Origin of the sequence: Geobacillus lituanicus (assembly GCF_050994965.1) — a bacterium.
GTDB classification, from domain to species: Bacteria; Bacillota; Bacilli; order Bacillales; family Anoxybacillaceae; genus Geobacillus; species Geobacillus stearothermophilus.
Genome location: NZ_CP194773.1, coordinates 422501 through 449499 on the forward strand (window position 1 = coordinate 422501; position 26999 = coordinate 449499).

At 52.4% G+C, this 26999-nt stretch carries 27 protein-coding genes and 2 rRNA genes (1 of these 29 cut by a window edge); 28 read left to right on the forward strand and 1 reads right to left on the reverse strand.

Translation table 11 applies throughout. The annotated features are described in order from the left end of the window. From ACR1UW_RS02015 to rsmI, 10 genes are all read left to right on the forward strand, one after another. Positions 1–507: ribosomal RNA gene (locus ACR1UW_RS02015) — 23S ribosomal RNA — on the forward strand (it extends 2421 nt beyond the left edge of the window). A 240-nt stretch (positions 508–747) separates the two neighbouring features. After that, positions 748–864 (forward strand): 5S ribosomal RNA (gene rrf / locus ACR1UW_RS02020). A 34-nt stretch (positions 865–898) separates the two neighbouring features. Beyond that, the gene (locus ACR1UW_RS02025; protein ID WP_080729565.1) at positions 899–1189 is read left to right on the forward strand and encodes a sigma factor G inhibitor Gin; all 291 of its coding nucleotides are present in this window, start codon (positions 899–901) and stop codon (positions 1187–1189) included. A gap of 318 nt (positions 1190–1507) precedes the next feature. Then, the gene (locus ACR1UW_RS02030) at positions 1508–2947 is read left to right on the forward strand and encodes an aminotransferase class I/II-fold pyridoxal phosphate-dependent enzyme (protein ID WP_044746532.1); all 1440 of its coding nucleotides are present in this window, start codon (positions 1508–1510) and stop codon (positions 2945–2947) included. A gap of 20 nt (positions 2948–2967) precedes the next feature. Then, positions 2968–3642: a dTMP kinase gene (gene tmk / locus ACR1UW_RS02035; protein ID WP_498934419.1), complete on the forward strand. Its 675-nt coding sequence runs from the start codon at positions 2968–2970 to the stop codon at positions 3640–3642. Positions 3643–3679: 37 nt separating this feature from the next. Beyond that, a complete protein-coding gene (gene holB, locus ACR1UW_RS02040) occupies positions 3680–4672 on the forward strand; it encodes a DNA polymerase III subunit delta' (RefSeq protein WP_033009012.1) in 993 nt (330 codons plus the stop codon). A gap of 13 nt (positions 4673–4685) precedes the next feature. Continuing rightward, entirely contained in the window at positions 4686–5513 is an 828-nt protein-coding gene (locus tag ACR1UW_RS02045; RefSeq protein WP_033009010.1) for a PSP1 domain-containing protein, read from the forward strand. Positions 5514–5529: 16 nt separating this feature from the next. After that, on the forward strand, positions 5530–5892 hold the full coding sequence (gene yabA, locus ACR1UW_RS02050; RefSeq protein ID WP_033009009.1) for a DNA replication initiation control protein YabA: 363 nt from the start codon (positions 5530–5532) through the stop codon (positions 5890–5892). A gap of 62 nt (positions 5893–5954) precedes the next feature. Beyond that, positions 5955–6704, forward strand: coding sequence for a tRNA1(Val) (adenine(37)-N6)-methyltransferase (locus tag ACR1UW_RS02055; protein WP_498934422.1), 750 nt, complete (start codon positions 5955–5957; stop codon positions 6702–6704). Between the two features lie 15 nt (positions 6705–6719). Next, positions 6720–7721, forward strand: coding sequence for a 16S rRNA (cytidine(1402)-2'-O)-methyltransferase (rsmI, locus tag ACR1UW_RS02060; RefSeq protein ID WP_498934424.1), 1002 nt, complete (start codon positions 6720–6722; stop codon positions 7719–7721). Here rsmI and abrB read toward each other — a convergent pair. Next, positions 7647–7940: a transition state genes transcriptional regulator AbrB gene (abrB, locus tag ACR1UW_RS02065; RefSeq protein ID WP_237419669.1), complete on the reverse strand. Its 294-nt coding sequence runs from the start codon at positions 7938–7940 to the stop codon at positions 7647–7649. The genes rsmI and abrB overlap by 75 nt on opposite strands. 394 nt (positions 7941–8334) lie before the next feature. On the opposite strand from abrB, the gene metG reads away from it, so the two are divergent. The 18 genes from metG (at position 8335) to mfd (ending at position 26989) form a co-directional block, all read left to right on the forward strand. Next, the gene (gene metG, locus ACR1UW_RS02070) at positions 8335–10284 is read left to right on the forward strand and encodes a methionine--tRNA ligase (protein WP_033009006.1); all 1950 of its coding nucleotides are present in this window, start codon (positions 8335–8337) and stop codon (positions 10282–10284) included. A 133-nt stretch (positions 10285–10417) separates the two neighbouring features. Next, positions 10418–11188, forward strand: a complete 771-nt coding sequence (locus tag ACR1UW_RS02075) for a TatD family hydrolase (protein ID WP_033009004.1) — start codon at positions 10418–10420, stop codon at positions 11186–11188. Between the two features lie 197 nt (positions 11189–11385). Beyond that, positions 11386–12591 (forward strand): G5 and 3D domain-containing protein, encoded by a 1206-nt coding sequence (locus ACR1UW_RS02080; protein ID WP_094239407.1) that lies wholly within the window; start codon positions 11386–11388, stop codon positions 12589–12591. 258 nt (positions 12592–12849) lie between these two features. After that, the gene (gene rnmV / locus ACR1UW_RS02085) at positions 12850–13413 is read left to right on the forward strand and encodes a ribonuclease M5 (protein WP_033009000.1); all 564 of its coding nucleotides are present in this window, start codon (positions 12850–12852) and stop codon (positions 13411–13413) included. After that, complete coding sequence (rsmA, locus tag ACR1UW_RS02090; protein ID WP_498934428.1) at positions 13406–14287, forward strand: 16S rRNA (adenine(1518)-N(6)/adenine(1519)-N(6))-dimethyltransferase RsmA; 882 nt, start codon at positions 13406–13408, stop codon at positions 14285–14287. The genes rnmV and rsmA overlap by 8 nt, the downstream gene beginning before the upstream one ends. A gap of 92 nt (positions 14288–14379) precedes the next feature. Further along, positions 14380–15276, forward strand: coding sequence for a sporulation peptidase YabG (gene yabG, locus ACR1UW_RS02095; protein WP_429878382.1), 897 nt, complete (start codon positions 14380–14382; stop codon positions 15274–15276). Between the two features lie 181 nt (positions 15277–15457). After that, entirely contained in the window at positions 15458–15715 is a 258-nt protein-coding gene (gene veg / locus ACR1UW_RS02100; RefSeq protein WP_033008996.1) for a biofilm formation stimulator Veg, read from the forward strand. Between the two features lie 193 nt (positions 15716–15908). Further along, positions 15909–16088: a small, acid-soluble spore protein, alpha/beta type gene (locus ACR1UW_RS02105; protein WP_011886605.1), complete on the forward strand. Its 180-nt coding sequence runs from the start codon at positions 15909–15911 to the stop codon at positions 16086–16088. Between the two features lie 223 nt (positions 16089–16311). Then, positions 16312–17184: a 4-(cytidine 5'-diphospho)-2-C-methyl-D-erythritol kinase gene (ispE, locus tag ACR1UW_RS02110; RefSeq protein ID WP_033008994.1), complete on the forward strand. Its 873-nt coding sequence runs from the start codon at positions 16312–16314 to the stop codon at positions 17182–17184. 55 nt (positions 17185–17239) lie between these two features. Then, entirely contained in the window at positions 17240–18061 is an 822-nt protein-coding gene (gene purR, locus ACR1UW_RS02115; protein ID WP_237419671.1) for a pur operon repressor, read from the forward strand. A gap of 47 nt (positions 18062–18108) precedes the next feature. Beyond that, positions 18109–18483, forward strand: coding sequence for a RidA family protein (locus ACR1UW_RS02120; protein WP_033008991.1), 375 nt, complete (start codon positions 18109–18111; stop codon positions 18481–18483). Positions 18484–18610: 127 nt separating this feature from the next. Beyond that, complete coding sequence (gene spoVG / locus ACR1UW_RS02125) at positions 18611–18901, forward strand: septation regulator SpoVG (RefSeq protein WP_003247437.1); 291 nt, start codon at positions 18611–18613, stop codon at positions 18899–18901. 468 nt (positions 18902–19369) lie between these two features. Continuing rightward, entirely contained in the window at positions 19370–20746 is a 1377-nt protein-coding gene (gene glmU / locus ACR1UW_RS02130; RefSeq protein WP_498934433.1) for a bifunctional UDP-N-acetylglucosamine diphosphorylase/glucosamine-1-phosphate N-acetyltransferase GlmU, read from the forward strand. A 12-nt stretch (positions 20747–20758) separates the two neighbouring features. Then, entirely contained in the window at positions 20759–21706 is a 948-nt protein-coding gene (locus ACR1UW_RS02135) for a ribose-phosphate diphosphokinase (RefSeq protein WP_050368038.1), read from the forward strand. 74 nt (positions 21707–21780) lie between these two features. Next, positions 21781–22413: a 50S ribosomal protein L25/general stress protein Ctc gene (locus ACR1UW_RS02140; protein ID WP_033014203.1), complete on the forward strand. Its 633-nt coding sequence runs from the start codon at positions 21781–21783 to the stop codon at positions 22411–22413. Between the two features lie 60 nt (positions 22414–22473). Then, complete coding sequence (pth, locus tag ACR1UW_RS02145) at positions 22474–23034, forward strand: aminoacyl-tRNA hydrolase (protein ID WP_033008986.1); 561 nt, start codon at positions 22474–22476, stop codon at positions 23032–23034. Between the two features lie 102 nt (positions 23035–23136). Then, positions 23137–23367: an anti-sigma-F factor Fin gene (gene fin / locus ACR1UW_RS02150; protein ID WP_237419673.1), complete on the forward strand. Its 231-nt coding sequence runs from the start codon at positions 23137–23139 to the stop codon at positions 23365–23367. Positions 23368–23455: 88 nt separating this feature from the next. Further along, a complete protein-coding gene (gene mfd, locus ACR1UW_RS02155) occupies positions 23456–26989 on the forward strand; it encodes a transcription-repair coupling factor (RefSeq protein WP_498934437.1) in 3534 nt (1177 codons plus the stop codon). Positions 26990–26999: the final 10 nt, after the last annotated feature.

Genomic DNA, 26999 nt, shown 5'->3' on the forward strand with positions numbered 1-26999 from the left:
CCGGTGGTTCCGCATGGAAGGGCCATCGCTCAACGGATAAAAGCTACCCCGGGGATAACAGGCTGATCTCCCCCAAGAGTCCACATCGACGGGGAGGTTTGGCACCTCGATGTCGGCTCATCGCATCCTGGGGCTGTAGTCGGTCCCAAGGGTTGGGCTGTTCGCCCATTAAAGCGGTACGCGAGCTGGGTTCAGAACGTCGTGAGACAGTTCGGTCCCTATCCGTCGCGGGCGCAGGAAATTTGAGAGGAGCTGTCCTTAGTACGAGAGGACCGGGATGGACGCACCGCTGGTGTACCAGTTGTCCCGCCAGGGGCACCGCTGGGTAGCTATGTGCGGACGGGATAAGCGCTGAAAGCATCTAAGCGTGAAGCCCCCCTCAAGATGAGATTTCCCACCGCGTCAGGCGGGTAAGATCCCTCGAAGATGACGAGGTCGATAGGTCCGAGGTGGAAGCGTGGCGACACGTGGAGCTGACGGATACTAATCGATCGAGGGCTTAACCTAGAAAAGTGAAAGCGCCGCGATTAGCTCTCGAAGCCAAATGTTCTTCACCCGCAGGGGTGCTAGCACCCCGAGGGGGAAGGTTATTTGGCAGAAGAGAGCTAGGCGCTGGAACTGGACAAAGAAAAGCGGAGGCGAGCGGCGGCGAGCCGGAGCTAGACAATGAAAAGTGGAGGCGCCGCGGCTTCTTCCCGAAACGGTTATCTAGTTTTCAGGGAACGAATTCCTGACAACCTCATATGGCCTAGTGGTGATAGCAGAGGGGAAACACCCGTTCCCATCCCGAACACGGAAGTTAAGCCCTCCAGCGCCGATGGTAGTTGGGGCCAGCGCCCCTGCAAGGGTAGGTCGCTGCTAGGCGGAAAACAGAGCACCTCATTGTGCATGACGCGCAATGGGGTGCTTTTTTTACCCTTTATCGTCTACTAGTATAGAATGTTATCAGTGTGGGAAACATAGAGAATGGGAGGTGGAGAGCGTGGGGGCGCCGGTGATTGGGAAAAATCGACGTGAAAAAGTTTGTCTCGTTTGTGAGCAAGAAAAAGAGAAGGGCATTTTCCTTTTTGGCCATTTTCTTTGTATTGACTGCAACCAAGCGATTGTACAAACGAATACGGATGATCCAAATTACGCATTTTATGTGCAGAAGCTTCGGAAAATGGTTGCGTCGAAAATTTACTCATGAAGGCCTGTACAGGGCCTGTTTTTATTTTTCTTCGGGAAAAATGGCGGCCGCTGTCTGTTCATTTTCTTTCCGGCTGGTTCATGTTAATATTATTTTTAGCATTTCCCATCAGGCTGGCGAAACACAATGATTTCGGCCGACCCGTGTTTTGGGCTGCAAGGGAAGAGCTGTTTTGAAAAGGTTTCTCATCTTGGAAAAAGCACGTTTGGGGCCGATGGTTCAACCAATCATCAGCCTTCATACATATCGGGTGTCTGTGTACTTTTGGTGCATGCGGCCGTTGCACTTCGTAAATGATGATTAGGAAAGAGGATCATGATGGATCAAGCGAAAACTCCTTTATATGATGCATTGGCACGGCATTGGGCCCGCCGCCCCGTGTCTTTCCATGTGCCGGGGCATAAGTATGGGGCGTTGTTTCCGCCGCAGGCAACGGAATTTTTTGCGCCGTTGCTGGCTCTTGATGCGACGGAGATCGGGGGGCTTGACGATTTGCATCATCCGGAATCGGTTATCGCTGAGGCGCAGTCATTGGCGGCTGAACTGTATGGGGCTGCTAAGACATTTTTCCTTGTCAACGGGTCAACAGCGGGCAATTTGGCGATGATTGCCGCTGTATGCGATAAAAATAAACAGAAAGTCATCGTACAGCGCAACTGCCATAAGTCAGTGATGCATGCGCTGCAAATCGCGGGGGCGGCTCCGGTTCTCCTTTCCCCCGAATTTGACAGCGATGTACGCGTCGCCTCGCATGTTCGTGCCGAAGCTGTCAAGGAAGCGCTTGAGCTTCATCGCGATGCGGCGGCTGTTGTGTTGACCAATCCAAACTATTACGGGATGTCCATTGATGTAACGGACATCGTCCGCTTTGCCCATGAACGCGGCGTTCCCGTTCTAGTTGATGAAGCGCATGGCGCCCATTTTGCGGCTGGCCCGCCGTTTCCTCAGTCAGCGCTTGCCTGCGGCGCCGATGTCGTTATCCAGTCGGCGCATAAAACGCTGCCGGCGATGACGATGGGAGCGTTTTTGCATGTAAACAGCGAGCGGGTTGATCTTGAACGGTTGAAATATTTTTTGCAGTTGTTTCAGTCAAGCAGCCCGTCTTACCCGATTATGGCCTCGCTCGATTTGGCGCGGCGCTACGTCGCTCAGCTGACGGCGGACGATGTCGCGGCGATTGTCGCTGAAATTGACGGATTTAAGACAGCGCTTGATCGTATTAGCGGGGTGGCGGTCGTTTCCTCCCGTCAGCCCGGTGTTCAAACCGATCCGCTGAAGGTGACGGTGCAGACGCGCAGCTCGCTGACGGGCTATGAACTGCAGCGTCGTCTTGAGGAAGAAGGAGTGTTTGCCGAACTGGCTGATCCTTCCAATGTTTTGCTCATTTGCCCGCTTGCTGCCACTGGACGGTTGATGGAGGCGGCGGAGAAAATCAAATGGGCGTGGCGCGATCTGCCGGTTGAGGAAACGCCGCCGTTTGACTTCATCCCTTGCGTACATCCTCCGATGTCGACGGTGGTTCCATACGATGAGTTGCGCCATGTGCGGACAAAAGCCGTCGCGATCGAGGAGGCGGAAGGGTGCATAGCGGCGGAAACGGTTATTCCGTATCCACCCGGGGTGCCGCTCGTTTGGGTTGGGGAGCGGATTGACGGGCGCCATATTGAGCAGATTCGCCGTCTTCTCGGCCATCGGGCGCATATACAAGGAGGGAGCCGGCTTAGGCACGGGCAGCTGGTCGTCTATGAACTCGAATGAGAGAAAGGATGCCGTGAACGATGAACGGGTATTTTTTTTCGTTTGAAGGGCCGGAGGGGGCTGGAAAAACGACGATGGTCGGCAAGCTCGAATCGTTGTTGCGCAAGCGTGGATTTGACGTGATGGCGACGAGGGAGCCGGGCGGGGTGCGCATCGCCGAGGCGATTCGCGCCATTATTTTGAATCGCGATTATACGGAAATGGATGGACGGACGGAAGCATTGCTGTACGCGGCGGCCCGGCGCCAACACTTGCTCGAGAAGATCGTGCCGGCGCTTGAGGCGGGGCGCATTGTTCTTTGCGACCGGTTTGTGGACAGTTCGTTGGCTTACCAAGGGTTTGCCCGTGGGCTTGGCATTGAGGAGGTATGGAAAATTAACGAGTTTGCCATTGATGGATATATGCCATCGCTCACCATTTATTTCGATCTTGACCCAAAAATCGGGCTCGAACGGATTCGGAAACATACGGGGCGGGAGGTCAACCGGCTCGACCTCGAGGCGTTGTCTTTCCATACGAAAGTCAGGGAGGGGTACTGGAAGCTCGCCAAGCGGTTTGCCGACCGAATCGTGGTGATCGATGCGAGCCGGCCGCTCGATGTCGTGTTTGACGAGACGGCCGCGGCAGTGCTCGCCTGCCTGGAAGGAAGATCAAAGCGCGATTTCCATGAATCCGACCGTGATGATTTGCCATAAACATGATAGAATAGAAGGTAAGAAATGAGAGAGAGTGATGGCGATGCGATGGGAGCAGCTGGCCAAGCATCAGCCGGTGGCGGCGAAAATGCTGCAAAGCGGCCTTGAAAAAGGGCGGATTTCCCATGCGTACTTGTTTGAAGGGCAGAGGGGGACGGGAAAAAAAGCCGCTAGCTTGTTGTTGGCAAAAAGCTTGTTTTGCTTGTCCCCGTCAGGAATCGCCCCGTGTTTGGAATGCCGCAACTGCCGGCGCATCGATTCCGGCAACCATCCGGACGTTCGGATGATCAGCCCGGATGGAGGGTCGATCAAGAAAGAGCAAATCGAATGGCTGCAACAAGAGTTTACAAAAACAGCCGTTGAGTCGGATAAGAAGATGTATATCGTCGAGCACGCCGATCAAATGACAGCCAGCGCAGCCAACAGCCTGCTGAAGTTTCTGGAGGAGCCGCATCCGGGAACGGTGGCCGTGCTGTTGACCGAGCAATATCACCGAATGTTAGGAACGATTATTTCCCGCTGTCAAGTTCTTTCTTTCCGACCGCTGCCGCCGGCGGAACTCGCGGCCCGGCTCATGGAGGAGCGCGTGCCGCCTTCGTTGGCGTTGCTGGCGGCCCACGTGACGAACAGCTACGATGAGGCGTTGGCGATCAGTCAAGACCGTTGGTTTGCTGATGCGCGAACGTTAGTGCTACAATTGTATGAGATGCTCGGCAAACCGGAACTGCAGTTGCTGTTTTTCATCCACGATCGTGTGGTTCCGCACTTTTCGGAAAAACACCAGCTTGACCTTGGCCTCGATTTGCTTTTATATATATACCGCGATTTATTGCATATTCAGGTGGGACGGAGCGAGGGCGCCCTCTATCGCGACCATCTTGACCGCCTGCAGCAGTGGGCGCTTTCTTGCCCGCAGCGGCGGATTTTGGACAGCATGGAAGCGATTTTGCAAGCGAAAGCGCGTTTAAATACAACGAACATGAGCCAGGCGCTGTTGATGGAGCAGCTCGTTCTTCAATTAAAGCGGTAAAGGAGGGGGAGCGTTGTATACTGTCGTCGGTGTCCGCTTTAAAAAAGCGGGGAAAATTTATTATTTTGATCCAGGTGATTTCATCATTCCCGTCGGCGAATTTGTCATCGTCGAAACGGCGCGCGGCATTGAATACGGAAAAGTCGTCGTCGCCAATAAACAAGTCGATGAAAACGATGTGGTGCTGCCGCTGAAAAAAGTGATCCGCGTCGCGAACGAAAAAGACAAATGGGTCGTTGAAGAAAATAAAAAAGCGGCGCGCGAGGCGTACGACATTTGTTTGCGCAAAGTGGAAGAGCACGGGCTGGAAATGAAGCTTGTTGATGTTGAATATACGTTTGACCGCAACAAAGTCATCTTTTATTTCACCGCCGATGGCCGCGTCGATTTCCGTGAGCTTGTTAAAGACTTGGCCTCGATTTTCCGGACGCGCATCGAGCTGCGGCAAATCGGGGTGCGCGATGAGGCGAAAATGCTTGGCGGCATTGGACCGTGCGGCCGCATGCTTTGCTGTTCAACCTTTCTTGGCGATTTTGAGCCGGTGTCGATCAAGATGGCGAAGGATCAAAACTTATCGCTCAACCCGACGAAAATTTCCGGGTTGTGCGGACGTCTCATGTGCTGCTTAAAATATGAGAGCGAGGAGTACGAAACAGCGAAAGAACAACTTCCTGATTTAGGGGAATATGTCGAAACGCCGTATGGCTTTGGCAAAGTCGTCGGGTTAAACATTTTGGAGCGGGTGTTGCAGATCGAATTGCCGGAGCACGGGCGGGTCGTTGAATATACGCTCGATGAGCTGATGAAGAACGGGACGCTGTCCATTCGTGTCGCAGATTAATTTGGGGTGGGGCCATGTGGAAAAGGTAGACAAAAAAGAAGTGTTTCAATTGGTGGCCAATATGGAGGAGCAGCTGAGCCATTTTTACCGTGAGCTTGTGCAGCTGAAGCAACGCGTATCAGAACTTCTCGAGGAGAACCATCAGCTGCAGATTGAAAACGCCCATTTGCGCCGGCGGCTCGAGCAGATGTCGGAAGCATGGGATGAGGAGAAGAAAAAAGAAACGAAACAGGGCAAAAAGCTGCTTGACATTGGCGAAGGGTATGACAATTTGGCACGCCTTTACCAAGAAGGATTCCATATTTGCCACGTCCACTACGGAAGCGTTCGCACGGAAGGCGATTGTTTGTTTTGCTTGTCGTTTTTGAACAAAAAATAAAGGCAGTGCTCCCCTTTCCATTTCGGAAAGGTTATTTTTTTCTATGGAGGATTGTGCGCAAAATGGTGGAATTGTACGCAGATGAACGACTTGATTATTTGCTCAATGAGGAGCTTCGCATTATCCAAAGTCCGTCTGTGTTTTCCTTTTCCCTTGATGCCGTGCTGCTTGCCCATTTTGCCTACATGCCGATTCAAAAGGGGAAGATTGTCGATTTATGCACAGGCAATGGGGTCATCCCGCTGCTGTTAAGCCGGCGGACAAAGGGGAAGATTATCGGCATCGAAATTCAGGAGCGGCTTTGCGACATGGCGAGGCGGAGCGTCGCATACAACGGACTTGAAGGACAAATTGAAATCATACACGGTGACATTAAAGAGGCGCCGCAGCGCATCGGCTACAGCCAGTATGATGTTGTCACATGCAACCCTCCGTATTTTCCGACTGTCGGCCGAGAGGAGCTAAGCAAAAATGAACATTTTGCCATCGCCCGCCATGAAATTTACTGCACGCTGGAGGATGTCGTTCGTGTCAGCAGCCAGCTGCTGAAACAAGGCGGAAAGGCGGCGTTCGTCCATCGGCCTGGACGGCTGTCCGACCTTGTGATGTTTATGCGCCGATACCGGCTTGAGCCGAAACGGCTTCGGTTTGTATATCCAAAAGCGGGCAAAGAAGCGAACATGATTTTAATCGAGGGGATGAAAGATGCGAACCCGGACTTAAAAGTGTTGCCCCCGCTCATCGTGTATGGCGAGGATGATGAATATACCGAAGAAACGAAGCGCATTCTATACGGCATCATTTCATCGTAAAGGGGCGGGAGACGGATGCTTTGGCACCAAAAAAGCTTTGCTGACCGAGATAAACAAGGAACGCTGTACATCGTGCCGACGCCGATCGGCAATTTGGAGGATATGACGTTTCGGGCTGTGCGGATCCTGCGGGAGGCGGACGTGATCGCTGCGGAAGACACAAGGCAGACGAAAAAGCTGTTGTCGCATTTCGACATTCATACGCCGCTCGTCAGCTACCATGAACACAATAAATATGCGAGCGGCCGGCAGCTTGTCGAATGGCTGAAAGAAGGGAAAACGGTGGCGCTGGTGAGCGACGCCGGCATGCCCGGCATTTCCGACCCTGGCTATGAGCTTGTTGCTGCTGCACTGGATGAACGGTGCCGCGTCGTGCCGCTTCCCGGAGCCAACGCGGCAGTGACGGCGCTCGTCGCCTCCGGGCTGCCAACGGAGCGTTTTTTGTTCGTCGGTTTTTTGGACCGGTCGAAAAAAGAAAAACGAGAGCAGCTGCTGTCGTTGAAAACAGCGCGGGAAACGTTGATTTTTTATGAGGCGCCCCATCGCTTGAAAGAAACGCTTGCTGTCATGTACGACGTGTTCGGTGAACGGCGCATTGCTCTTTGCCGTGAGCTGACGAAACGGTTTGAGGAATTCATCCGCGGCGATTTGAGCGAGGCGGTTGCTTGGGCCGAGACGGCGGACATCCGCGGCGAATTTTGCCTCATTGTCGAAGGGGCGCGCGGCGGTGGACATGAAGCCATGCAAGAGGAGGGGGCATGGTGGCAGCCGCTGTCGATTGTCGAACATGTCGACTATTATGTTCAAGAGCAGGGCCTTTCCGTAAAAGAAGCCGCAAAGCAGGCAGCGGCTGATCGGCATATGTCCAAACGCGACGTCTATCAACAGTACCATCAGCAGCAAGAAAAAAAGAGTTTCTCTGAAACCAGAGAAACTCTTTTTTTACTCGTTGTCCGCCGCTTCTTGCAAATGCTGGCGGATTTCCTGCAGCAAAATTTCCGCGCCTTCGCGGCTTAAAATGATTTTGCCGCCCGCTAATTTAAAGTTGTCGTCCGATACTTCCCCCGTGACGACGCATGTCATATTCGGCTTATATTTTTTCAAAATGATGCGATCGTCATCGACGTAAATTTCCAATGCATCCTTTTCGTTAATGTCCAGTGTACGGCGCAACTCAATCGGGATGACGATACGGCCCAACTCATCGACTTTACGTACGATCCCCGTCGATTTCATCGTCTGCTCTCCTCTCCGCAATGATTTTTGTCGTTTATTCGTCAATATTCGACAAATTTCCTACACCCTAATCATATCAGTGTTTCCATTATGCGTCAATCCTTTAATATGTAAAATTTAAAAAAAATGTATATTGTTATTGTGGAAAAAAGTTTGTGGTTGGGTATAAAGGAACATGAACCATTTTATTTGCCAAAACTCTATTCCTCTATAATAAATTCGCGGCGATTGCCCAAAATAAGGAGGTATTTTTGCCCATTTGCGTATATTTTTTTCGTCAAGGAGAAATAGATGTTTTTGTACAATGAAAAAATTATGTAAAATAGAAGTAACGCCGCTCTCGTCCTCAGGACGGGGGCTTTTGTGCGCAACAGTACGAGGGAGGGCCTAACCGATGGAGAAAAAGACGTTTTATTTGACGACGCCGATTTATTACCCAAGCGACAAATTGCACATTGGCCATGCTTATACGACCGTGGCGGGGGATGCGATGGCTCGCTATAAGCGGCTGCGCGGCTATGATGTCATGTATTTGACCGGAACGGACGAACATGGGCAAAAAATTCAGCGCAAGGCGCAAGAAAAAGGGGTCACGCCGCAGCAATATGTCGACGACATTGTCGCCGGCATCCAAGAGTTGTGGAGAAAACTGGACATTTCATACGACGATTTTATCCGGACGACACAGGAGCGGCATAAAAAAATTGTCGAAAAGATTTTCGCCCGTCTTGTCGAACAAGGCGATATTTATTTAGGCGAGTATGAAGGCTGGTACTGCACGCCGTGCGAATCGTTTTACACCGAACGGCAGCTTGTTGACGGCAACTGCCCAGACTGCGGCCGGCCTGTTGAAAAAGTGAAAGAAGAGTCGTACTTTTTCCGGATGAGCAAATACGTCGACCGCCTGCTGCAATATTACGAAGAAAATCCAGATTTCATCCAGCCAGAATCGCGGAAAAACGAGATGATCAACAACTTCATCAAGCCGGGGCTCGAGGACTTGGCTGTATCGCGGACGACGTTTGACTGGGGCATTAAAGTGCCAGGTGACCCGAAGCACGTCATTTACGTCTGGATCGATGCGCTGGCCAACTACATCACAGCGCTCGGCTACGGTACGGACAACGATGAAAAGTTTCGCAAATATTGGCCGGCGGATGTCCATCTCGTCGGCAAGGAGATCGTCCGCTTCCATACGATTTACTGGCCGATCATGCTGATGGCGCTCGGCCTGCCGCTGCCGAAAAAAGTGTTCGGACATGGCTGGCTGCTGATGAAAGATGGGAAAATGTCGAAATCGAAAGGCAATGTCGTGGATCCGGTGATGATCATTGATCGTTACGGGCTTGATGCACTCCGCTACTATTTGCTGCGGGAAGTGCCGTTTGGCTCTGACGGGGTGTTTACGCCGGAAGGGTTTATCGAGCGCATCAATTACGATTTGGCCAACGATTTAGGCAATTTGTTGCACCGGACCGTCGCGATGATTGAGAAATATTTTGGCGGCGCGATTCCGCCGTACCGCGGCCCGAAAACGCCGTTTGATCGAGATCTTTCCGAAACGGCGCGCGAGGTTGTCCGTCAATATGAAGAGGCAATGGAGCGGATGGAGTTTTCCGTTGCCCTCTCCGCCGTTTGGCAGCTGATTGGCCGAACGAACAAATATATCGACGAAACGCAGCCATGGGTGTTGGCGAAAGAGGAAAGCAAACGGGAGGAACTTGCCTCTGTCATGGCCCATCTAGCCGAATCGCTCCGCCATACGGCGGTGTTGCTGCAGCCGTTTTTGACGCGCACGCCGGAGCGCATCTTCACCCAGCTCGGCATCAGCGACCGTTCATTGAAAGAGTGGGACAGCCTGTACGATTTCGGCCTTATTCCGGAAGGGACGAACGTGCAGAAAGGGGAGCCGCTCTTCCCACGCTTGGATATCGGCGTTGAAGTCGAGTACATTAAGGCGCATATGCAAGGCGGCAAACCGGCGGAAGCGGCCAAAGAGGAAAAACAAGCGGCTCGGGCGGAGGAAATCTCCATCGACGACTTTGCGAAAGTCGACTTGCGCGTCGCCGAAGTCGTGCACGCCGAGCGAATGAAAAACGCCGACAAGCTGCTGAAGCTCCAGCTTGATCTCGGCGGCGAGAAGCGGCAAGTGATTTCCGGCATCGCCGAGTTTTACAAGCCGGAGGAACTCATCGGCAAAAAGGTCATTTGCGTCGCCAACTTAAAACCGGCCAAGCTGCGCGGCGAATGGTCGGAAGGAATGATTTTGGCCGGCGGCAGCGGCGACGGCTTTTCGTTGGCAACCGTCGACCAGCACGTGCCAAACGGCACAAAAATCAAATAATGCAACGGATGAGGGGGTGTCGTCGTTGACACCTCCTTGTTGCTATTTTGTAATGGAAATGTTACTAAGTTGTGACATACGTAACCAATTTCTATGCTACACTTAACATCAAGGTGGAAAAGAGGGACTTCGTATGCTTTTTGACACTCATGCTCATTTGAACGCCGTCCAATATGAGGAAGACTTGGAGCAAGTGATCGAGCGCGCCCGCGCTGAAGGAGTTTCGCACATCGTGGTTGTCGGGTTTGACCGGCCGACGATTGACCGGGCGATCGAGCTCGCTGAGCGATATCCGTTTATTTATGCAGCGGTCGGCTGGCATCCGGTCGATGCGATTGATATGACCGATGACGACTTGGAGATGATTGAACAGCTCGCCGCCCATCCGAAAGTGGTGGCCCTCGGCGAGATGGGACTCGATTACCATTGGGACAAATCGCCAAAAGACGTGCAGCAAGACGTTTTCCGCCGGCAAATCGCGCTGGCGAAAAAAGTGAAGCTGCCGATCATCATCCATAACCGTGAGGCAACAGCTGATATTTTAAAAATTTTGCAAGAGGAAAACGCTGCTGAAGTCGGTGGGATTATGCATTGTTTCAGCGGCAGCGTTGAGGTGGCCAAACAATGCATTGACATGAACTTTTTCATTTCCCTTGGCGGCCCGGTCACGTTTAAAAATGCGAAAAAGCCGAAAGAAGTGGCGAAAGAAATTCCGCTCCGCCATTTGTTAATCGAGACGGATTGCCCGTATTTAACGCCTCACCCTTTCCGTGGAAAACGAAATGAGCCGAGCTATGTCAAATACGTTGCCGAGGCCATCGCGGAAATTAAAAACGTTTCTTTTGCCGAAGTAGCGGAAACAACGGCGGAAAATGCCAAAAAATTGTTCGCCATCGACCGCTAAAATTAGGCGTCGAATAGCGGGGAGGCTTGTCGAAGGTGCGGCGAAGACGATAAAATTCTACAAATTCAGCCGATATGAACCAACCGCGTGTCGACAAGTCTTCCTTCCTTTTTCACTGAATTTTCTGCATAATAGAGTATGCTCGCGCGTACATGTTAGAGGGAGAGGGGATTTCAGAGGAAAAGGAGGCGTTTCCGATGTTGCCAAACAGGAGAAAGTGGCTGGACTTATGGAGGAAAAATGCGACCGTCACGGCGAGCGGATTTCTCGCCATCTCGGCAACCACAGGGGTGGCCGGCTACGAGATGGCCAAAGATGATGTAACGCTCACGATCAACGGAAAAAAGCAGGAAATCCGCACTTATGCGAAGGATGTGGAGGAACTGCTTGAGGAACAAGGCATTCAGCCTCGCAAGGAAGATTACGTCTATCCGTCTCTAAATACACCGATCACCGACGATCTTCACATCATTTGGGAAGCAAGCAAAGAAGTGACATTGACGATCAATGGAAAAAAGAAAAAAGTGTGGACGACGGCCGATACGGTCGGGGAATTGCTCCGTTCGCAACACGTGGCAGTCGGGCCGCATGACAAAGTGGCGCCGTCGCTTTCCGCCAAAGTTCAAAAAGGCATGAACATCGGCATTGAAAGGGCGTTTCCGGTTCGCCTAAATGTCGGCGGCAAACAGCAACAGGCATGGACCACTTCGACTACGGTCGCTGACTTTTTGAAACAGCAAGGGATCTCGTTGGGCCAATGGGACCGAATTGAACCTTCCTTGCAAGAAACAGTCAAAGCTGGGATGACGGTTTACATCGTTCGGATTAAAAAAGTCACCGATGTAGTGGAAGAGCCCGTCGACTTTGCCGTGGTGACGAAGCGGGACGATTCGCTGCCAAAAGGAGAGCGGCGCGTCATTGCACCCGGGGAAAAGGGAAAAATCGAAAAAACGTATGAAGTGACATTGGAAAACGGCAAAGAAGTGGCGCGCAAATTGCTGGCGACAAGAACGATAAAAGAGAGCAAACCGCGCATTGTCGCCATTGGCACTAAAACGGTGCACCCGGTTGCATCATCCGGCCGGCCGTCCTCGCGCGGCGCCGATCAAGCCGCGAAGGAGTTTTACGTCACCGCCACCGCCTATACCGCCTATTGTGCGGGTTGCTCAGGCATAACGAGCACAGGCATCAATTTGCGCCAAAATCCTTCCGTCAAAGTGATTGCCGTCGACCCGTCCATCATCCCCCTCGGGTCGAAGGTGTATGTGGAAGGATACGGATATGCCATTGCCGCTGACACCGGCTCAAGCATTCGCGGATATAAAATCGACGTGTTTTTCCCGGAACGGTCGGATGCGTTTGGTTGGGGCAGAAAGCGTGTCAAAATACGGGTGCTGCCATAGAAAGGCGATTGAAGAATGCAAGCGGAGGGGTTTTTCCCCTCTGCTTTTTTTCGCTATAATGGCATTGGGCCGCAACAATGCGCGTATTGCTCCATCTGTCTAATTAGACTTCTGATGCAGAAAAAAGTTTCAACAAAGTTGAAAAAATAAAATAGGGGCATGGAGCGGCGGCGGTTCGCTCTACCCTTTATTTTACCGGAAAGGAGGCATTGCAGAAATAGGAAAAATCGCTCATTCCGCTGTTTCTGCAATGATGGGATGAAGATTAAAGAAGTGATTGTCGTGGAAGGGAAAGATGATACAGCGGCGATCCGGCGCGCCGTTGATGCCGATACGATCGAAACAAACGGGGCGGCGGTGGGGGCGGAAGTCATCGAACGGATCAAGCTGGCGAAAGAGCGGCGCGGGGTGATCATCTTCACCGATCCCGACTTCCCCGGCGAGAAAATCCGCCGCACGATTGCCGAGCAAGTGCCGGGATGCAAACACGCCTTTTTGCCGCGCGAAGCCGCGAAAGCGAGAAGCGGGAAGGGCATTGGGGTCGAGCACGCTTCCCCCGACGACATTCGCCAGGCGCTTGCGAACGTGTATGAAGAGACAGCCGATTGGGAAGAAGAAATTACGTTTGCAGAATTGATTGAAGCCGGACTGGTTGGCGGGGAGATGGCGCGCCGGCGCCGGCAGCGGCTCGGGGAGGAGCTGAAAATCGGTTATGCCAACGGCCGACAGTTTCATAAGCGGCTGAAAGTGTTCCGCATTTCCCGAGACGCCTTTTACGCCGCGCTGGCGCAAGTGATGCGGGAGGAGGCGGGCGATGCATAAAGACATTGCAACACCGGGGCGGACGAAAGAAATTTTGGAGCGGTATGGTTTTTCGTTTAAAAAAAGCCTCGGACAAAACTTTTTGATTGACGCGAACATTTTGCGGAAAATTGTTGATGCTGCCGGCGTCTCCAGCGATACGGGGGCGATTGAAATCGGACCCGGCATCGGGGCGTTGACCGAACAGCTCGCACGGCGGGCAAAAAAGGTCGTCGCCTTTGAAATCGATGGCCGGCTGCTGCCGATTTTGGCGGATACATTGTCCCCCTACGACAATGTGCGCATTATTCACCAAGATGTGTTGAAGGCGGATTTGCATGCGGTCATTGCGGAAGAGCTGGCCGATGTGAACGACCGGATGGTGGTCGCTAACTTGCCGTATTATGTGACCACACCGATCATTATGAAGCTGCTTACCGACCGGCTCCCAATCCGCGGCATCGTCGTCATGCTGCAAAAAGAGGTGGCCGACCGCCTCGCTGCCAGGCCGGGAACGAAAGATTACGGCTCGCTGACGATTGCTGTGCAGTATTACACAGAGGCGGAAGTCGTGATGGCGGTGCCGCGCACCGTGTTTATGCCGCAGCCAAACGTCGATTCCGCCGTCATCCGGCTGACGAAACGGGCCCATCCGCCTGTCGCTGTTGAGGATGAGGACGTGTTTTTCCAAGTGGTGCGGGCGAGCTTTGCTCAGCGCCGCAAAACGCTGCTCAATAATTTAGTGAGCAGCTTGCCAGGCGGAAAAGAGAGCAAAGAACAAATCGAACAGGCGCTTGCTGCGGTGGGCATCGATCCGCGCCGCCGCGGGGAAACGCTTCATATAACCGAGTTTGCCTCGTTAAGCAACGCATTGGCGCCGCTTTTTCGCCGTTGAGGCCGCAGCAGCTGAAAACAGGCGTCTATCACCTATTGTCCGCGTCTGCATATCGTATGGATGACAACGATTATGCAATGGAGTGAGCGGTGATGGACGTCAAAATCGGCGATATTGTCGCCCGCAAGTCTTACCAATGCGACGTATTGTTCCGCGTCATTGACCTTAAAGAAAAGGACGGGGAATGGGAAGCCATTTTATATGGCGAGGACGTGCGGCTTGTGGCCGACGCCCCGTGCAGCGACTTGGTCATTATCGATGAGCGGGAGCAACAAGAACGAAAAAGGCGGGAAATCGAACTGATTGAACAGTCATACCGGCTGTTTCGCCAAGATTATCAGATGATCAAGCAAAAAGTCGAGTATCGGGCAACCGGCGGGTACCGGGTGGAGAAAGATTTTTTTCAAATTCCGGGACGCGTCCTTCATTTGGACGGCGACCCGTTATATTTGCGCAAATGCATGGATTTGTATGAACGGGTTGGGGTGCCGGTGCACGGCGTTTACTGTGAGGAAAGCGAGATGCCGGAAAAAGTCGGCTCCTTGATTGAGCAGTTTCGTCCGGATATTTTAGTCATTACCGGTCATGACTCGTATTCAAAGTCAAAAGGGAAGCTTCATGATTTGAAAGCGTACCGCCATTCACGCCATTTTGTTCAAACAGTGAAAGAAGCGCGCAAAAAAGTGCCGCATCTCGATCAGCTCATCATTTTCGCCGGCGCCTGCCAATCGCATTTTGAATCGCTCATCCGCGCGGGGGCGAATTTTGCCAGTTCGCCGGCGAGGGTCAACATTCACGCCTTAGATCCGGTTTATATCGTTTCTCGTCTCAGTTTTACCCCGTTTACGGAAACGGTCGATGTGTGGGATGTGCTTCGCAACACGCTGACCGGGGAAAAAGGGCTGGGTGGAGTCGAGACGAAAGGTGTGCTCCGCACCGGGATGCCGTTTCGCCTGATCGACGAACGGGGGGAAAACCGCCGCAATTGACGGGCGGTTTTTTTATGTCTTTTGCCATATTTTTTACAAAAAAGTTCCACAAGGTACATAAAAAGAAGGATATTGTAGAAAAATATTCATTGACAGCAATAAAAACACGCTGATATAATTTTTATTTTTTGACTTTGAAGACCATCTTTGTTATAATTGCAAATAGTGAGGTGGATGACGAATGCCAAAAACTTTATCCGATATTAAAAAAGCGCTGGACTCTAATATCGGGAGACGTTTAACGCTGCGGGCCAACGGCGGACGCAGAAAAATGATCGAGCGTTGCGGCATTTTGGCGGAGACTTACCCATCGGTATTTGTCATTGAACTGGATCAAAAAGAAAACTCGTTTGAACGTGTATCGTTCAGCTACGCCGACGTGTTGACAGAGACCGTAAAGCTGACGTTTTGGGACGATGAGCAAGCAGGGGGGCAGTAGACAAATTTGTTTGCTGCTTTTTGTTTTGTCATAAATAGGCGGACATAAAGCCGCCTTCCTCACTTCATACTAAAACTGCCGCAGCCGCCTTTCATCTGCCCCATGACCAGGCGAGTCAGCCGGCTGTTGCGCCGGCGGGTTGCACAACGTTTCGCACCTTAACGCCAACGAACATGGAAAGGGGTTGCTGACATTGGGTCGACGCCGCGGGGTTATGTCGCAACGCTTAAAAGAAGAGCTGGCAAAAGAGCTGGGCTTTTACGATGTCGTGCAGCGTGAAGGGTGGGGAGCCATCCGCGCGAAAGACGCAGGAAACATGGTAAGATTGGCGATTGAACGGGCGGAACGGCAGCTGGCCGGAAAAACGGAATAGCGCCGGCGGCGATGGCGCGCTGCGGCAAGGGTGCCCTAGCAGGGGCGCCCTTTTTACATATATCGTTTGGCGACGGCACCAGGACATGGTAATATGGTAAAATGGGTTGATGAAAAAGCGCGAATGTCACGCGGGAAAACGCTGAAAATAGGAAACAACGGGCGGATAGGCGGCTGACCAGAAGCCGTTTATCATCAATGTGCGTGGAAGTAGGTGAAGATGAGTGAGGCTGTCGATCAAAGCGCCGGCAAAAATTAATTTATCACTTGATGTTCTTTATAAACGCCCCGATGGCTACCATGAAGTGAAAATGGTGATGACGACGATCGATTTGGCGGACCGCATTGAGCTTATTCCGCTGCCTGAGGAGGATGTGATCCGCATTGTGTCGCAAAACCGCTTTGTGCCGGATGATTGCCGCAATTTGGCGTACCAGGCGGCGAAACTGATGAAGGAGACGTTTTCGATCCGCCAAGGGGTGGCCATTTCGATTACGAAGCATATTCCGGTGGCGGCCGGCCTGGCAGGGGGAAGCAGCGACGCGGCCGCAACGTTGCGCGGGCTCAACAAGCTTTGGCAGCTCGGATTGACCGTCCGGGAATTGGCTGAGCTTGGTGCGCAAATCGGCTCGGATGTTGCGTTTTGCGTCTACGGCGGAACAGCTGTGGCGACCGGGCGCGGCGAAATCATCACCCCCATCCCGTCGCCGCCGCCATGCTGGGTGGTGTTGGCCAAGCCCCCAATTGGCGTGTCGACGGCCGATGTGTACCGAAATTTGCAGCTTGAGCATGTCTGCCATCCGGATGTCGATGCAATGGTGAAAGCGATCGAACGGCAAGATTATGAGGGCATTTGCCGGTTGGTCGGCAACGTGTTGGAGGAAGTGACCTTAAAAAAATATCCGGAAGTTGCGCATATTAAAGAGCAAATGAAACGGTTCGGAGCTGATGCGGTGCTGATGAGCGGAAGCGGGCCGACAGTGTTTGGGCTGATCGAGCATGATTCGAGAATGCAGCGGGTGTATAACGGACTGCGGGGCTTTTGCGATCAAGTGTTTGCGGTCAGGCTGTTGGGGGAGCGGCATTCGCTTGATTAAACACGTACATTTTTGTTAAAATAAATTTATAATATTCGGTTTTAGGAGGTCGGCTATGAAGCTTAGGCGAAGCGGCCGTTTAGTCGATATGACGCATTATCTTCTCGAACGGCCACATCAGCTCATTCCGCTGACGTTTTTTGCCGATCGGTACGAATCGGCCAAATCATCGATCAGCGAGGACTTGACGATTATTAAACAAACGTTTGAGCAGCAAGGAATCGGGACGGTTCGGACGCTGCCCGGCGCGGCCGGCGGCGTGCAATACATTCCGAAAATGGCTGCCGGGGAGGCGGAGGAAGTGATCGCCTATTTGTGCGAGCAATTGTCGCGCCCGAACCGGCTTCTTCCCGGCGGATATTTGTATATGACCGACATTCTTGGCGACCCCCGTATTATGAACAAAATCGGCCGCCTTTATGCGTCGATGTTTGCCGACCGTCCGGTGGATGTCGTCATGACCATTGCCACCAATGGAATTCCGCTCGCATATGCGATCGCCAATTTTTTGTATGTGCCGGTTGTGATTGTCCGCCATGACAATAAAGTGACGGAAGGGCCGATGGTGAGCATCAACTACGTATCCGGCTCGTCCAAACGCATCCAAACAATGGTTTTGTCGAAGCGCAGCCTGGCGGAGGGAGCCAACGTGCTGATTGTCGATGACTTCATGAAAGCGGGCGGCACGATCAACGGTATGGTCAGCTTATTGCAAGAGTTTAACGGCAACGTCTCCGGCATCGGTGTGCTCGTTGAGTCTGAGGAAGCAAAAGAGCGGCTTGTCGACGAGTACATCTCGCTCGTCAAACTGTCGGCGGTGGACGTGAAAGAAAAGCGGATCACCGTCAAGGAAGGCAATTACAAAGCGTTTTTTTAGGCAGCCTGCTGCCTGATTATAAAACTTTAGAAAGGGGATTTCTTTCAATGAAAAAAGTGGAAACGACCAATGCGCCGCAAGCGATCGGCCCGTATTCGCAAGCGATCATCGTCAACAATATGGTTTACAGCTCTGGGCAAATTCCGCTCACTCCAGAGGGGGAAATGGTAAAAGGCGACATTCAGGCGCAGACGCATCAAGTGTTTCAAAATTTGAAAGCGGTGCTGGAAGCCGCCGGCGCCTCACTCGACACAGTCGTGAAAACAACCGTTTTTTTAAAAAGCATGGATGATTTTGCGGCCATGAACGAAGTGTACAGTCAATATTTCCCGAACCATAAACCAGCGCGCTCATGCGTTGAGGTGGCTCGGCTGCCGAAAGACGCCCTAGTTGAAATCGAAGTCGTTGCCCTCGTGCGATAAAGAGGGGCGCATCCATCTTTTCCCCTGCTGAAATTTAGAAAAAATTTTTTGAAAAAGGAAGGAAATTGCCGAAAGGCGTGGAATTAATTACATCGAGTCTTATATAGGGGAAAAGGTGGTGAACATAATGGAAGTGACAGACGTAAGATTACGCCGCGTCAACACCGAAGGACGGATGAAAGCGATCGCCTCCATTACGTTGGACAATGAGTTCGTTGTCCATGACATCCGCGTCATTGACGGGAATAACGGCCTGTTTGTCGCGATGCCAAGCAAGCGTACACCGGACGGGGAGTTCCGCGATATCGCGCATCCGATCAACTCCGCTACGCGCGGAAAAATTCAAGAGGCGATCTTAGCTGAGTACCACCGCCTCGGGAAGCTGGAAGAAGAACTTGAAGAAGCGGGCGCTTCGTAAACATATGAAAGGGGGCTTAGGTGAAATTCACCAAGCTCCTTATTTTTTGCCAGCCGCATTGTTTCCTTGAAAAGTGCCGTTGATTCATATATATTCAATTATGGGCGAACTACTCCCACTTCGCTTTGCTTGAAGTGGGAGCTTCTCAGTTCCATGACGAAAGCCATTCTTTCGTCTCCCCGAGCGTCACTTCGGGTCGTCCCAACCCTGGTTCGACGATTTGGGGTTTTTTCGCGCCTTTGAATATGGTATGCATGGAAGGCTTCGCTTGTTTTCGCATTGAATGTTCTCCATGCAACCCGCTATATCTAGTTTACAAAGAACATGATATACATTGATTTGATTATGTGTTTTGGCTGATGCCACCGGCATTCCCCCGCTGGTCGTGGGGCTTCGTCTTTCACGCGCTTGAAGCGGGGGGATCTTCTCTTGGGACTATGATTAAAAGGATAATTGGAGGCTTTTCACATGAAGCGATATGCGGTCGTTTTGGCGGCCGGACAAGGAACGCGGATGAAGTCGAAGCAGTATAAGGTGCTTCATCCCGTTTGCGGCAAGCCAATGGTTCAGCACGTCATGGACCAAGTATCCAAACTTGGGGTGGAAAAAACCGTCACGGTCGTTGGATTTGGGGCGGAGCAGGTGAAAGAGCAGCTTGGCGCCCAATGCGAGTACGCATTGCAAGAGGAACAGCTTGGGACGGCGCATGCGGTGATGCAGGCAGCCCCATATTTGCAAGGCCTCGAAGGGGTGACGATCGTCGTCTGCGGAGACACGCCGCTCATCACAGCTGAGACGATGAAGGCGCTCGTCGAGCACCATTTAGCCGCCAAAGCGAAGGCGACGGTATTGACAGCCATCGCTGACGACCCGGCTGGATATGGCCGCATCGTCCGCAACAGTGCCGGCGGCGTTGAAAAAATTGTTGAACATAAAGATGCGAATGAAGAGGAACGGGCTATTCGCGAGATTAACACTGGAACGTATTGCTTTGACAACCAAACATTGTTTCAAGCGCTTACAAACGTGACAAACAACAACGCCCAAGGAGAATATTATTTAACCGACGTGATTGAAATTATCAAAGCGGGCGGCGGCACAGTATCCGCTTATCAGGCGCCGTCATTTGAGGAAACGATCGGGGTCAATGACCGCATCGCCCTTGCCGAGGCGGAGCGGATCATGCGCGAGCGCATTTGCCGCCGGCATATGGAAAACGGGGTTACGATCATCGACCCGGGCTGCACGTATATTTCCGCCGACGCGACGATTGGCCGCGATACGGTCATTTATCCCGGCACAGTCATCGAAGGCGAAACAGTGATCGGCGAGGATTGCACGATTGGACCGCATGCGGAAATTAAAAACTGTCATATCGGCCACCGCACGTCCATCCGCCATTCGGTCGCCCATGACAGCGAGATCGGCAACGATGTCACGATCGGCCCGTTCGCCCATATCCGCCCGCTGTCGAAAATTGATAACGAGGTGCGGATCGGCAATTTTGTCGAGGTGAAAAAATCGACGTTCGGCAAAGGAAGCAAAGCCTCGCATTTAAGCTATATCGGCGACGCGCAAGTCGGCGCCGATGTCAACCTTGGTTGCGGGTCGATTACCGTCAACTATGATGGCGTGCATAAGTATATGACCAAAATTGAAGACGGGGCGTTTATCGGCTGCAACGTCAACTTGATTGCCCCGGTTACGGTCGGCCGGGGCGCTTACGTCGCCGCCGGATCGACGATCACCGACGACGTTCCCGGCCGCGCCCTCGCCATCGCCCGCGCCCGGCAAGTCAATAAAGAACATTATGTTGATCGCCTGCCAGGCAAGAAAAAATCTTAATGGAGGTTTATCATGTCTGAATGCCAGCACCAACTAAAGTTGTTCGCCCTTAACTCGAACATGAGGCTAGCGAAAGAAATTGCGGAAGTCATGGGGATCGAGCTTGGCAAATGTTCCGTTTCCCGCTTTAGCGACGGGGAGATCCAAATTAACATTGAGGAAAGCATCCGCGGCGACCATGTATTTGTCATTCAATCGACGAGCGTCCCGGTCAATGAGCATTTAATGGAGCTGCTCATTATGATCGATGCGTTAAAGCGGGCGTCCGCGCGCACGATCAATATCGTCATCCCGTATTACGGCTATGCCCGCCAAGACCGGAAAGCGCGGGCGCGCGAGCCGATCACGGCCAAGCTGGTGGCGAACTTGCTTGAGACGGCCGGGGCGTCGCGCGTCATTACGCTTGATTTGCATGCCCCGCAAATCCAAGGGTTTTTTGATATCCCGATCGATCATCTAATGGGCGTGCCGATTTTGGCTGATTATTTTAAAAGCAAACAGTTGGATGACATTGTCGTTGTGTCCCCGGATCACGGCGGCGTAACGCGGGCGCGCAAACTCGCCGACCGTCTGAAAGCGCCATTGGCGATCATCGATAAACGCCGGCCGCGCCCGAACGCGGTGGAAGTGATGAACATTATTGGGCAAGTGAGCGGGAAAACGGCCATTTTGATTGACGACATTATCGACACGGCCGGCACGATTACGCTCGCGGCGAACGCTCTTGTTGAACATGGGGCGAAGGAAGTGTACGCGTGCTGTACACATCCGGTGCTGTCCGGCCCGGCGATCGAGCGCATTCAAAGTTCCAAAATTAAGGAACTGGTCGTCACCAATTCGATTGCCTTGCCAGAAGAAAAGAAAATTGATAAAATTGTAGAGCTGTCGGTGGCGCCGCTCATTGCTGAAGCGATTACGCGCGTGTATGAAATGAAGTCTGTCAGCGTCCTGTTCGACTGACATAAAGCATGTTTAGCCCTTCTTGTTTTAGGATAAAGTAGACAATAGATTCTAATTCAGGAAGGTGAGGAAACATGGCGATTGTGTTGGAAGCGAAAGAACGCACAGACAAAAAACGTTCGACATTGCGCCGTATTCGTTCGCAAGGGGGCATTCCAGCGATTTTGTACGGCAAAAAAGTCGAAAACAAAATGATTTTTGTCAGCGCTGCTGAACTGGAGAAGGTGCTTCGTGAAGGTGGGCGCACGAGCTTGATAACGTTGAAAGTCGGCGGCGACGACTATTCGGTGCTCTTGCGCGAGCTGCAGCGCGATCCGCTGCGCGGCGAGCTCCTTCACGCTGATTTTCAAGCGGTCGACATGTCGACAGAAGTCGATATTGACGTAGAAGTGCGATTGGTGGGCGAAGCGCCGGGGGTAAAAGACGGCGGCGTGTTGCAGCAAAACTTGCATGAGTTGTCGATCCGCGTCTTGCCGGCGAACATTCCGCCAGCGATTGAAGTGGACATCTCCGGTTTGCAAGTCGGCGATACCGTCACGGTTGGCGATGTGCAGACAGATGGAAAATTTGAAATTAACCATGAACCTTCCGAAGTGATTGCGACGATCTTGCCGCCGCAGCAGGAAGAGGAAATTCATAGCGGCGAGCAGCAAGAGCCGGGGCAGCCTGATGCCGAGGAAGGAAGAGAGACGACGCCAGAAAAGTGACAGACGTAACCGTTTCGGTTACGTCTTTTGTAGTATCATGCATAGAGAGGGGCGCAACGATTGAAGCTGTTTGTCGGGCTTGGAAATCCGGGCAAGGAATACGAGCAAACGCGGCACAACATCGGTTTTTTCGTCATTGATGAGCTGGCCAAACGTTGGGACGTTTCGTTGAAAACCGCCAAGTTCCGCGGCCTGTTCGGAACGGCGTCCGTTTCCGGCGAAAAAGTGGCATTATGCAAACCGTTGACATATATGAATTTATCAGGGGAATGTGTTCGCCCGCTCATCGATTACTATGGCATCGCCATTGAAGATGTCATTGTCATTTACGATGACCTCGATCTTCCGCCAGGAAAAATCCGCCTTCGCTTGAAAGGGAGCTCCGGCGGTCACAACGGTGTCAAATCGCTTATCCATCACCTCGGCACCGAGCAGTTTAAGCGCATTCGCATCGGCATCGGCCGGCCGGCCGGCGGGCAGCCGGTGGCGGATTATGTGCTCAGCCGTTTTACGGAGGAGGAGAAGCCGGCGGTCGCTGAAGCGGTTTTGCGGGCTGCTGATGCGTGCGAACAGGCGGTGGCGGCGCCGTTTACCCAGGTGATGAACGAGTTTAACAAGTGAATATTTTCCTCCAAACTGGTGCACAATGTGAGTACGGAAGGCATGGGGCGCCGGCTCCATCCGCCCTGTGGACGGAACAGCCCAGTGAGGAGGTTTGCTTCGATGGCATTGCATTACTATTGCCGCCATTGCGGCGCCAAAGTCGGAACTATTGACCAGGTATCCGTCTATAGCGAAAAGCTCGGATTCCACCATTTAACGGAAGAGGAACGGCTTGATATGATTTCGTACAAGCCGAACGGGGATATTCACGTCAAAACCATTTGCGAAGACTGTCAAGAAGCGTTGGCGCGAAATCCGGAGTGGCATCAATACGAAAAATTTATCCATTAGGCGCAGCTTTGGGCGACCAAAGCATTTTTATGTTTTGGCTGAACGCGGAAAGAGAAAGAAACTAGCATTGAGAGGAGGGAGAATAGGGGTGCTTTCATTGCATCGCTATTTAGCTGAGAACCAAGATGTTCGCACCATCATAGAAGGAATCCACGCCCGCCTGAAAGAACAGCTTGTCGCCGGGCTGTCGGGGTCGTCCCGGTCTGTTTTTGTTTCCACGCTTTATAAGGAAACGGGACGCCCGTTGCTCGTAGTGGCTTACAACTTGTTTCAGGCGCAAAAAATGTATGATGACCTCGTTTCGCTGCTCGGTCCGGACGAGGTGTTTCTGTATTCCGTCGATGAAGTGATCGCCGCCGAAATGGCAGTCGCCAGTCCGGAGCTGAAGGCACAACGCCTCGAAATTATGAACCATTGGGTGCAAGGCGGTAAGGGGATCGTCGTCTGTCCGGTCGCCGGCCTGCGGCGCTTGCTGCCGCCGCCATCGCTTTGGAAACAGTATTTGTTCACGTTCACGGTTGGACAAGAGCTGGATCTCGAGCAGTATAAACAGCGGTTTGTCCAAATGGGATACAAGCGGGTGGCAACTGTTTCCGCCCCTGGGGAGTTCAGCATCCGCGGCGGCATCGTGGATATTTATCCGCTCACGGCCGAGCTCCCGTACCGGATCGAGCTGTTTGATACGGAAATCGAATCGATTCGCACGTTCACCCCCGATGATCAGCGCTCGCACGGGCAAGTAGAGAGCATCGCCATCGGCCCAGCCGACGAAATCATTCTCGACGAGGGGACGCGGCAGCGGGGGATTGAACGAATTGAAGCCGGTTTGGCGGCCAGCCTCGAAAAAATGAAGGATGACGCCGCCAAGCAGCGGATGTACGAACAGATCCATGCCGAATTGGAACAGTTGCGCGAGGGCCGGGAAATCGAGCAACAATATAAATATATGTCCCTTTTCTATGAGAACGTTTCAAGTTTGCTAGATTATATGCCGGAAGACGGCGTGCTGCTGATGGATGAAATGAGCCGGTTGCAGGAGACGGCGGAGCGGCTCGACCGCGAAGAAGCGGATTGGTATACAAGCCTGCTTGACAGCGGGAAAATCATTCATGATGTGCCCATTTCGCACTCATTTTCTGAATTGTTGCGAAAACATCGATTCCAGCGGGTTTATTTGTCCTTGTTTTTGCGCCATGCGCCTTATACCCATCCGCAAAATGTCGTCAATATTACGTGCAAGCAAATGCAAAACTTCCACGGACAAATGGCGCTTCTCCAGTCTGAAGTCGAGCGTTGGAAGAAAGCGAATTACGCCGTCGTCTTTTTGGCGCCGGATGCCGAACGGGCAAAAAGGCTGCAGTCAGTTTTGGAAGATTATGGGATCGATGCAGCGCCGCTTCCGCCTGAGGCCGCACTGCTTTACGGCAAATGCCAACTTCTCGAAGGCGATTTAAATACAGGATTTGAGCTGCCGCTGCAAAAGCTGGCTGTCATTACGGAAGAGGAACTGTTTAAGAAGCGAGCGAAACGCCCGGTGCGCCGGCAAAAGCTGTCCAACGCCGAGCGGATCAAAAGCTACGCTGAACTGCAAGTCGGCGATTACGTCGTCCATGTCAACCACGGCATCGGAAAATATTTAGGCATCGAGACGTTAGAAATCAATGGAGTGCATAAAGACTACATCCATATCCAATATCAAGGCGGCGACACGCTGTACGTCCCGGTCGACCAAATGGACCAAGTGCAAAAGTACGTCGGTTCGGAAGGAAAAGAGCCGAAAATTTATAAGCTTGGCGGCTCGGAATGGAAAAAAGTCAAAAAGAAAGTGGAATCGTCTGTTCAAGATATCGCGGAAGATTTGATCAAGTTGTATGCCGAGCGCGAGGCGAGCAAGGGGTACGCGTTTTCGCCGGACACGGAAATGCAGCGCGAATTTGAGGCCGCGTTTCCGTATCAAGAGACGGAAGACCAGCTCCGGTCGATTGAAGAAATTAAGCGCGATATGGAAAGCGAAAAGCCGATGGACCGCCTCCTTTGCGGCGATGTCGGCTACGGGAAAACGGAAGTGGCGCTGCGCGCGGCGTTTAAAGCCATTATGGACGGCAAGCAAGTCGCTTTTCTTGTGCCGACGACGATTTTGGCTCAGCAGCATTACGAAACGGTGCGTGAGCGGTTTCAAGGATTTCCGATTAACGTCGGGCTGCTCAACCGGTTCCGCACGAAAAAACAGCAGGCGGAGACGATCAAAGGGTTGAAAGACGGCACAATCGATATGGTCATTGGCACGCACCGGCTGCTGTCGAAGGATGTCAAGTTTAAGGATTTAGGGTTGCTCATCATCGACGAGGAGCAGCGGTTTGGCGTGGCGCATAAAGAAAAAATCAAGCAGCTGAAAGCGAATATCGACGTGCTCACCTTAACGGCGACGCCGATTCCGCGGACGCTTCATATGTCGATGATCGGCGTGCGCGATTTATCGATCATCGAGACGCCGCCGGAAAACCGGTTCCCGGTGCAGACGTATGTCATGGAATATACGCCGGAGCTTGTCAAAGAGGCGATTGAACGTGAGCTCGCCCGCGATGGGCAAGTGTTTTTCCTCTACAACCATATTGAAGACATCGACTTGAAAGCGGAAGAAATCGCCCAGCTTGTCCCGGAAGCACGCGTCACGTTCGCGCACGGGCGGATGTCAGAAACCGAACTTGAATCAACGATTTTAGCGTTTTTGGAAGGACAATATGACGTGCTCGTGACGACGACGATTATTGAGACAGGCGTCGATATTCCAAACGTCAATACACTCATCGTGTACGATGCCGACCGGATGGGGCTGTCGCAGCTGTACCAGCTGCGCGGGCGCGTCGGCCGTTCGAACCGCGTTGCCTACGCGTATTTCACCTACCGGAAAGACAAAGTGCTGAATGAAACGGCGGAAAAACGGCTGCAAGCCATTAAAGAGTTCACCGAGCTTGGCTCCGGCTTTAAAATCGCCATGCGTGACTTGTCGATCCGTGGCGCCGGCAATATTCTCGGCGCTGAACAGCACGGCTTTATCGACTCGGTCGGATTTGACTTATATTCGCAAATGTTGAAAGAGGCGATCGAAAAACGGCGCGGCTTGAAACGGGAAGACGAGCGGCCGGAAGTGACGATCGACGTGGAAGTCGACGCCTACATTCCGGATGCCTACATTTCCGATGCGCTGCAAAAAATCGAGATGTACAAGCGGTTTAAAGCGGTCGAGACGCTCGAAGATGTTGAAGCGCTGCGCGAAGAGATGGTGGACCGCTTCGGCGATTATCCGGATGCCGTCGCCTATTTGCTGCAGATTGCCGAGATCAAAGCGCTGGCGAAACAGCTCGGTGTTGAATCGATTAAGCAACATAAGCAGCAAGTTGACATTCTATTCACTGAAGAAGCGTCGAAAACGGTGGAGATTCAGCGCTTGTCCGGCGTCGGCCGCCAGTACGGGCGCCTGTTTGGGTTTGGCATGGAGGGGGTGAAGCTGAAAATTGTGCTTTACATTAAGCAAATGAAAGCGCACGAGTGGCTGGCGATTTTATATGAGACGTTGAGGGAATTGTCCGGAGTGAAAAACGAAAAGTCGATCATCGCCTAGCTATAAAGAA

Coding starts and splice junctions, on each gene's coding strand:
- ACR1UW_RS02135 (WP_050368038.1), top strand. CDS start 20,759: ATGTCTGAATGCCAGCACCAACTAAAGTTGTTCGCCCTTAACTCGAAC.
- spoVG (WP_003247437.1), top strand. CDS start 18,611: ATGGAAGTGACAGACGTAAGATTACGCCGCGTCAACACCGAAGGACGG.
- rnmV (WP_033009000.1), top strand. CDS start 12,850: ATGAAGATTAAAGAAGTGATTGTCGTGGAAGGGAAAGATGATACAGCG.
- fin (WP_237419673.1), top strand. CDS start 23,137: ATGGCATTGCATTACTATTGCCGCCATTGCGGCGCCAAAGTCGGAACT.
- ACR1UW_RS02140 (WP_033014203.1), top strand. CDS start 21,781: ATGGCGATTGTGTTGGAAGCGAAAGAACGCACAGACAAAAAACGTTCG.
- ACR1UW_RS02075 (WP_033009004.1), top strand. CDS start 10,418: ATGCTTTTTGACACTCATGCTCATTTGAACGCCGTCCAATATGAGGAA.
- purR (WP_237419671.1), top strand. CDS start 17,240: ATGAAGCTTAGGCGAAGCGGCCGTTTAGTCGATATGACGCATTATCTT.
- glmU (WP_498934433.1), top strand. CDS start 19,370: ATGAAGCGATATGCGGTCGTTTTGGCGGCCGGACAAGGAACGCGGATG.
- holB (WP_033009012.1), top strand. CDS start 3,680: ATGGCGATGCGATGGGAGCAGCTGGCCAAGCATCAGCCGGTGGCGGCG.
- ACR1UW_RS02055 (WP_498934422.1), top strand. CDS start 5,955: ATGGTGGAATTGTACGCAGATGAACGACTTGATTATTTGCTCAATGAG.
- rsmI (WP_498934424.1), top strand. CDS start 6,720: ATGCTTTGGCACCAAAAAAGCTTTGCTGACCGAGATAAACAAGGAACG.
- rsmA (WP_498934428.1), top strand. CDS start 13,406: ATGCATAAAGACATTGCAACACCGGGGCGGACGAAAGAAATTTTGGAG.
- abrB (WP_237419669.1), bottom strand. CDS start 7,940: ATGAAATCGACGGGGATCGTACGTAAAGTCGATGAGTTGGGCCGTATC.
- ACR1UW_RS02120 (WP_033008991.1), top strand. CDS start 18,109: ATGAAAAAAGTGGAAACGACCAATGCGCCGCAAGCGATCGGCCCGTAT.
- ACR1UW_RS02080 (WP_094239407.1), top strand. CDS start 11,386: ATGTTGCCAAACAGGAGAAAGTGGCTGGACTTATGGAGGAAAAATGCG.
- ACR1UW_RS02025 (WP_080729565.1), top strand. CDS start 899: ATGGGGTGCTTTTTTTACCCTTTATCGTCTACTAGTATAGAATGTTAT.
- veg (WP_033008996.1), top strand. CDS start 15,458: ATGCCAAAAACTTTATCCGATATTAAAAAAGCGCTGGACTCTAATATC.
- ACR1UW_RS02030 (WP_044746532.1), top strand. CDS start 1,508: ATGGATCAAGCGAAAACTCCTTTATATGATGCATTGGCACGGCATTGG.
- metG (WP_033009006.1), top strand. CDS start 8,335: ATGGAGAAAAAGACGTTTTATTTGACGACGCCGATTTATTACCCAAGC.
- tmk (WP_498934419.1), top strand. CDS start 2,968: ATGAACGGGTATTTTTTTTCGTTTGAAGGGCCGGAGGGGGCTGGAAAA.
- yabG (WP_429878382.1), top strand. CDS start 14,380: ATGGACGTCAAAATCGGCGATATTGTCGCCCGCAAGTCTTACCAATGC.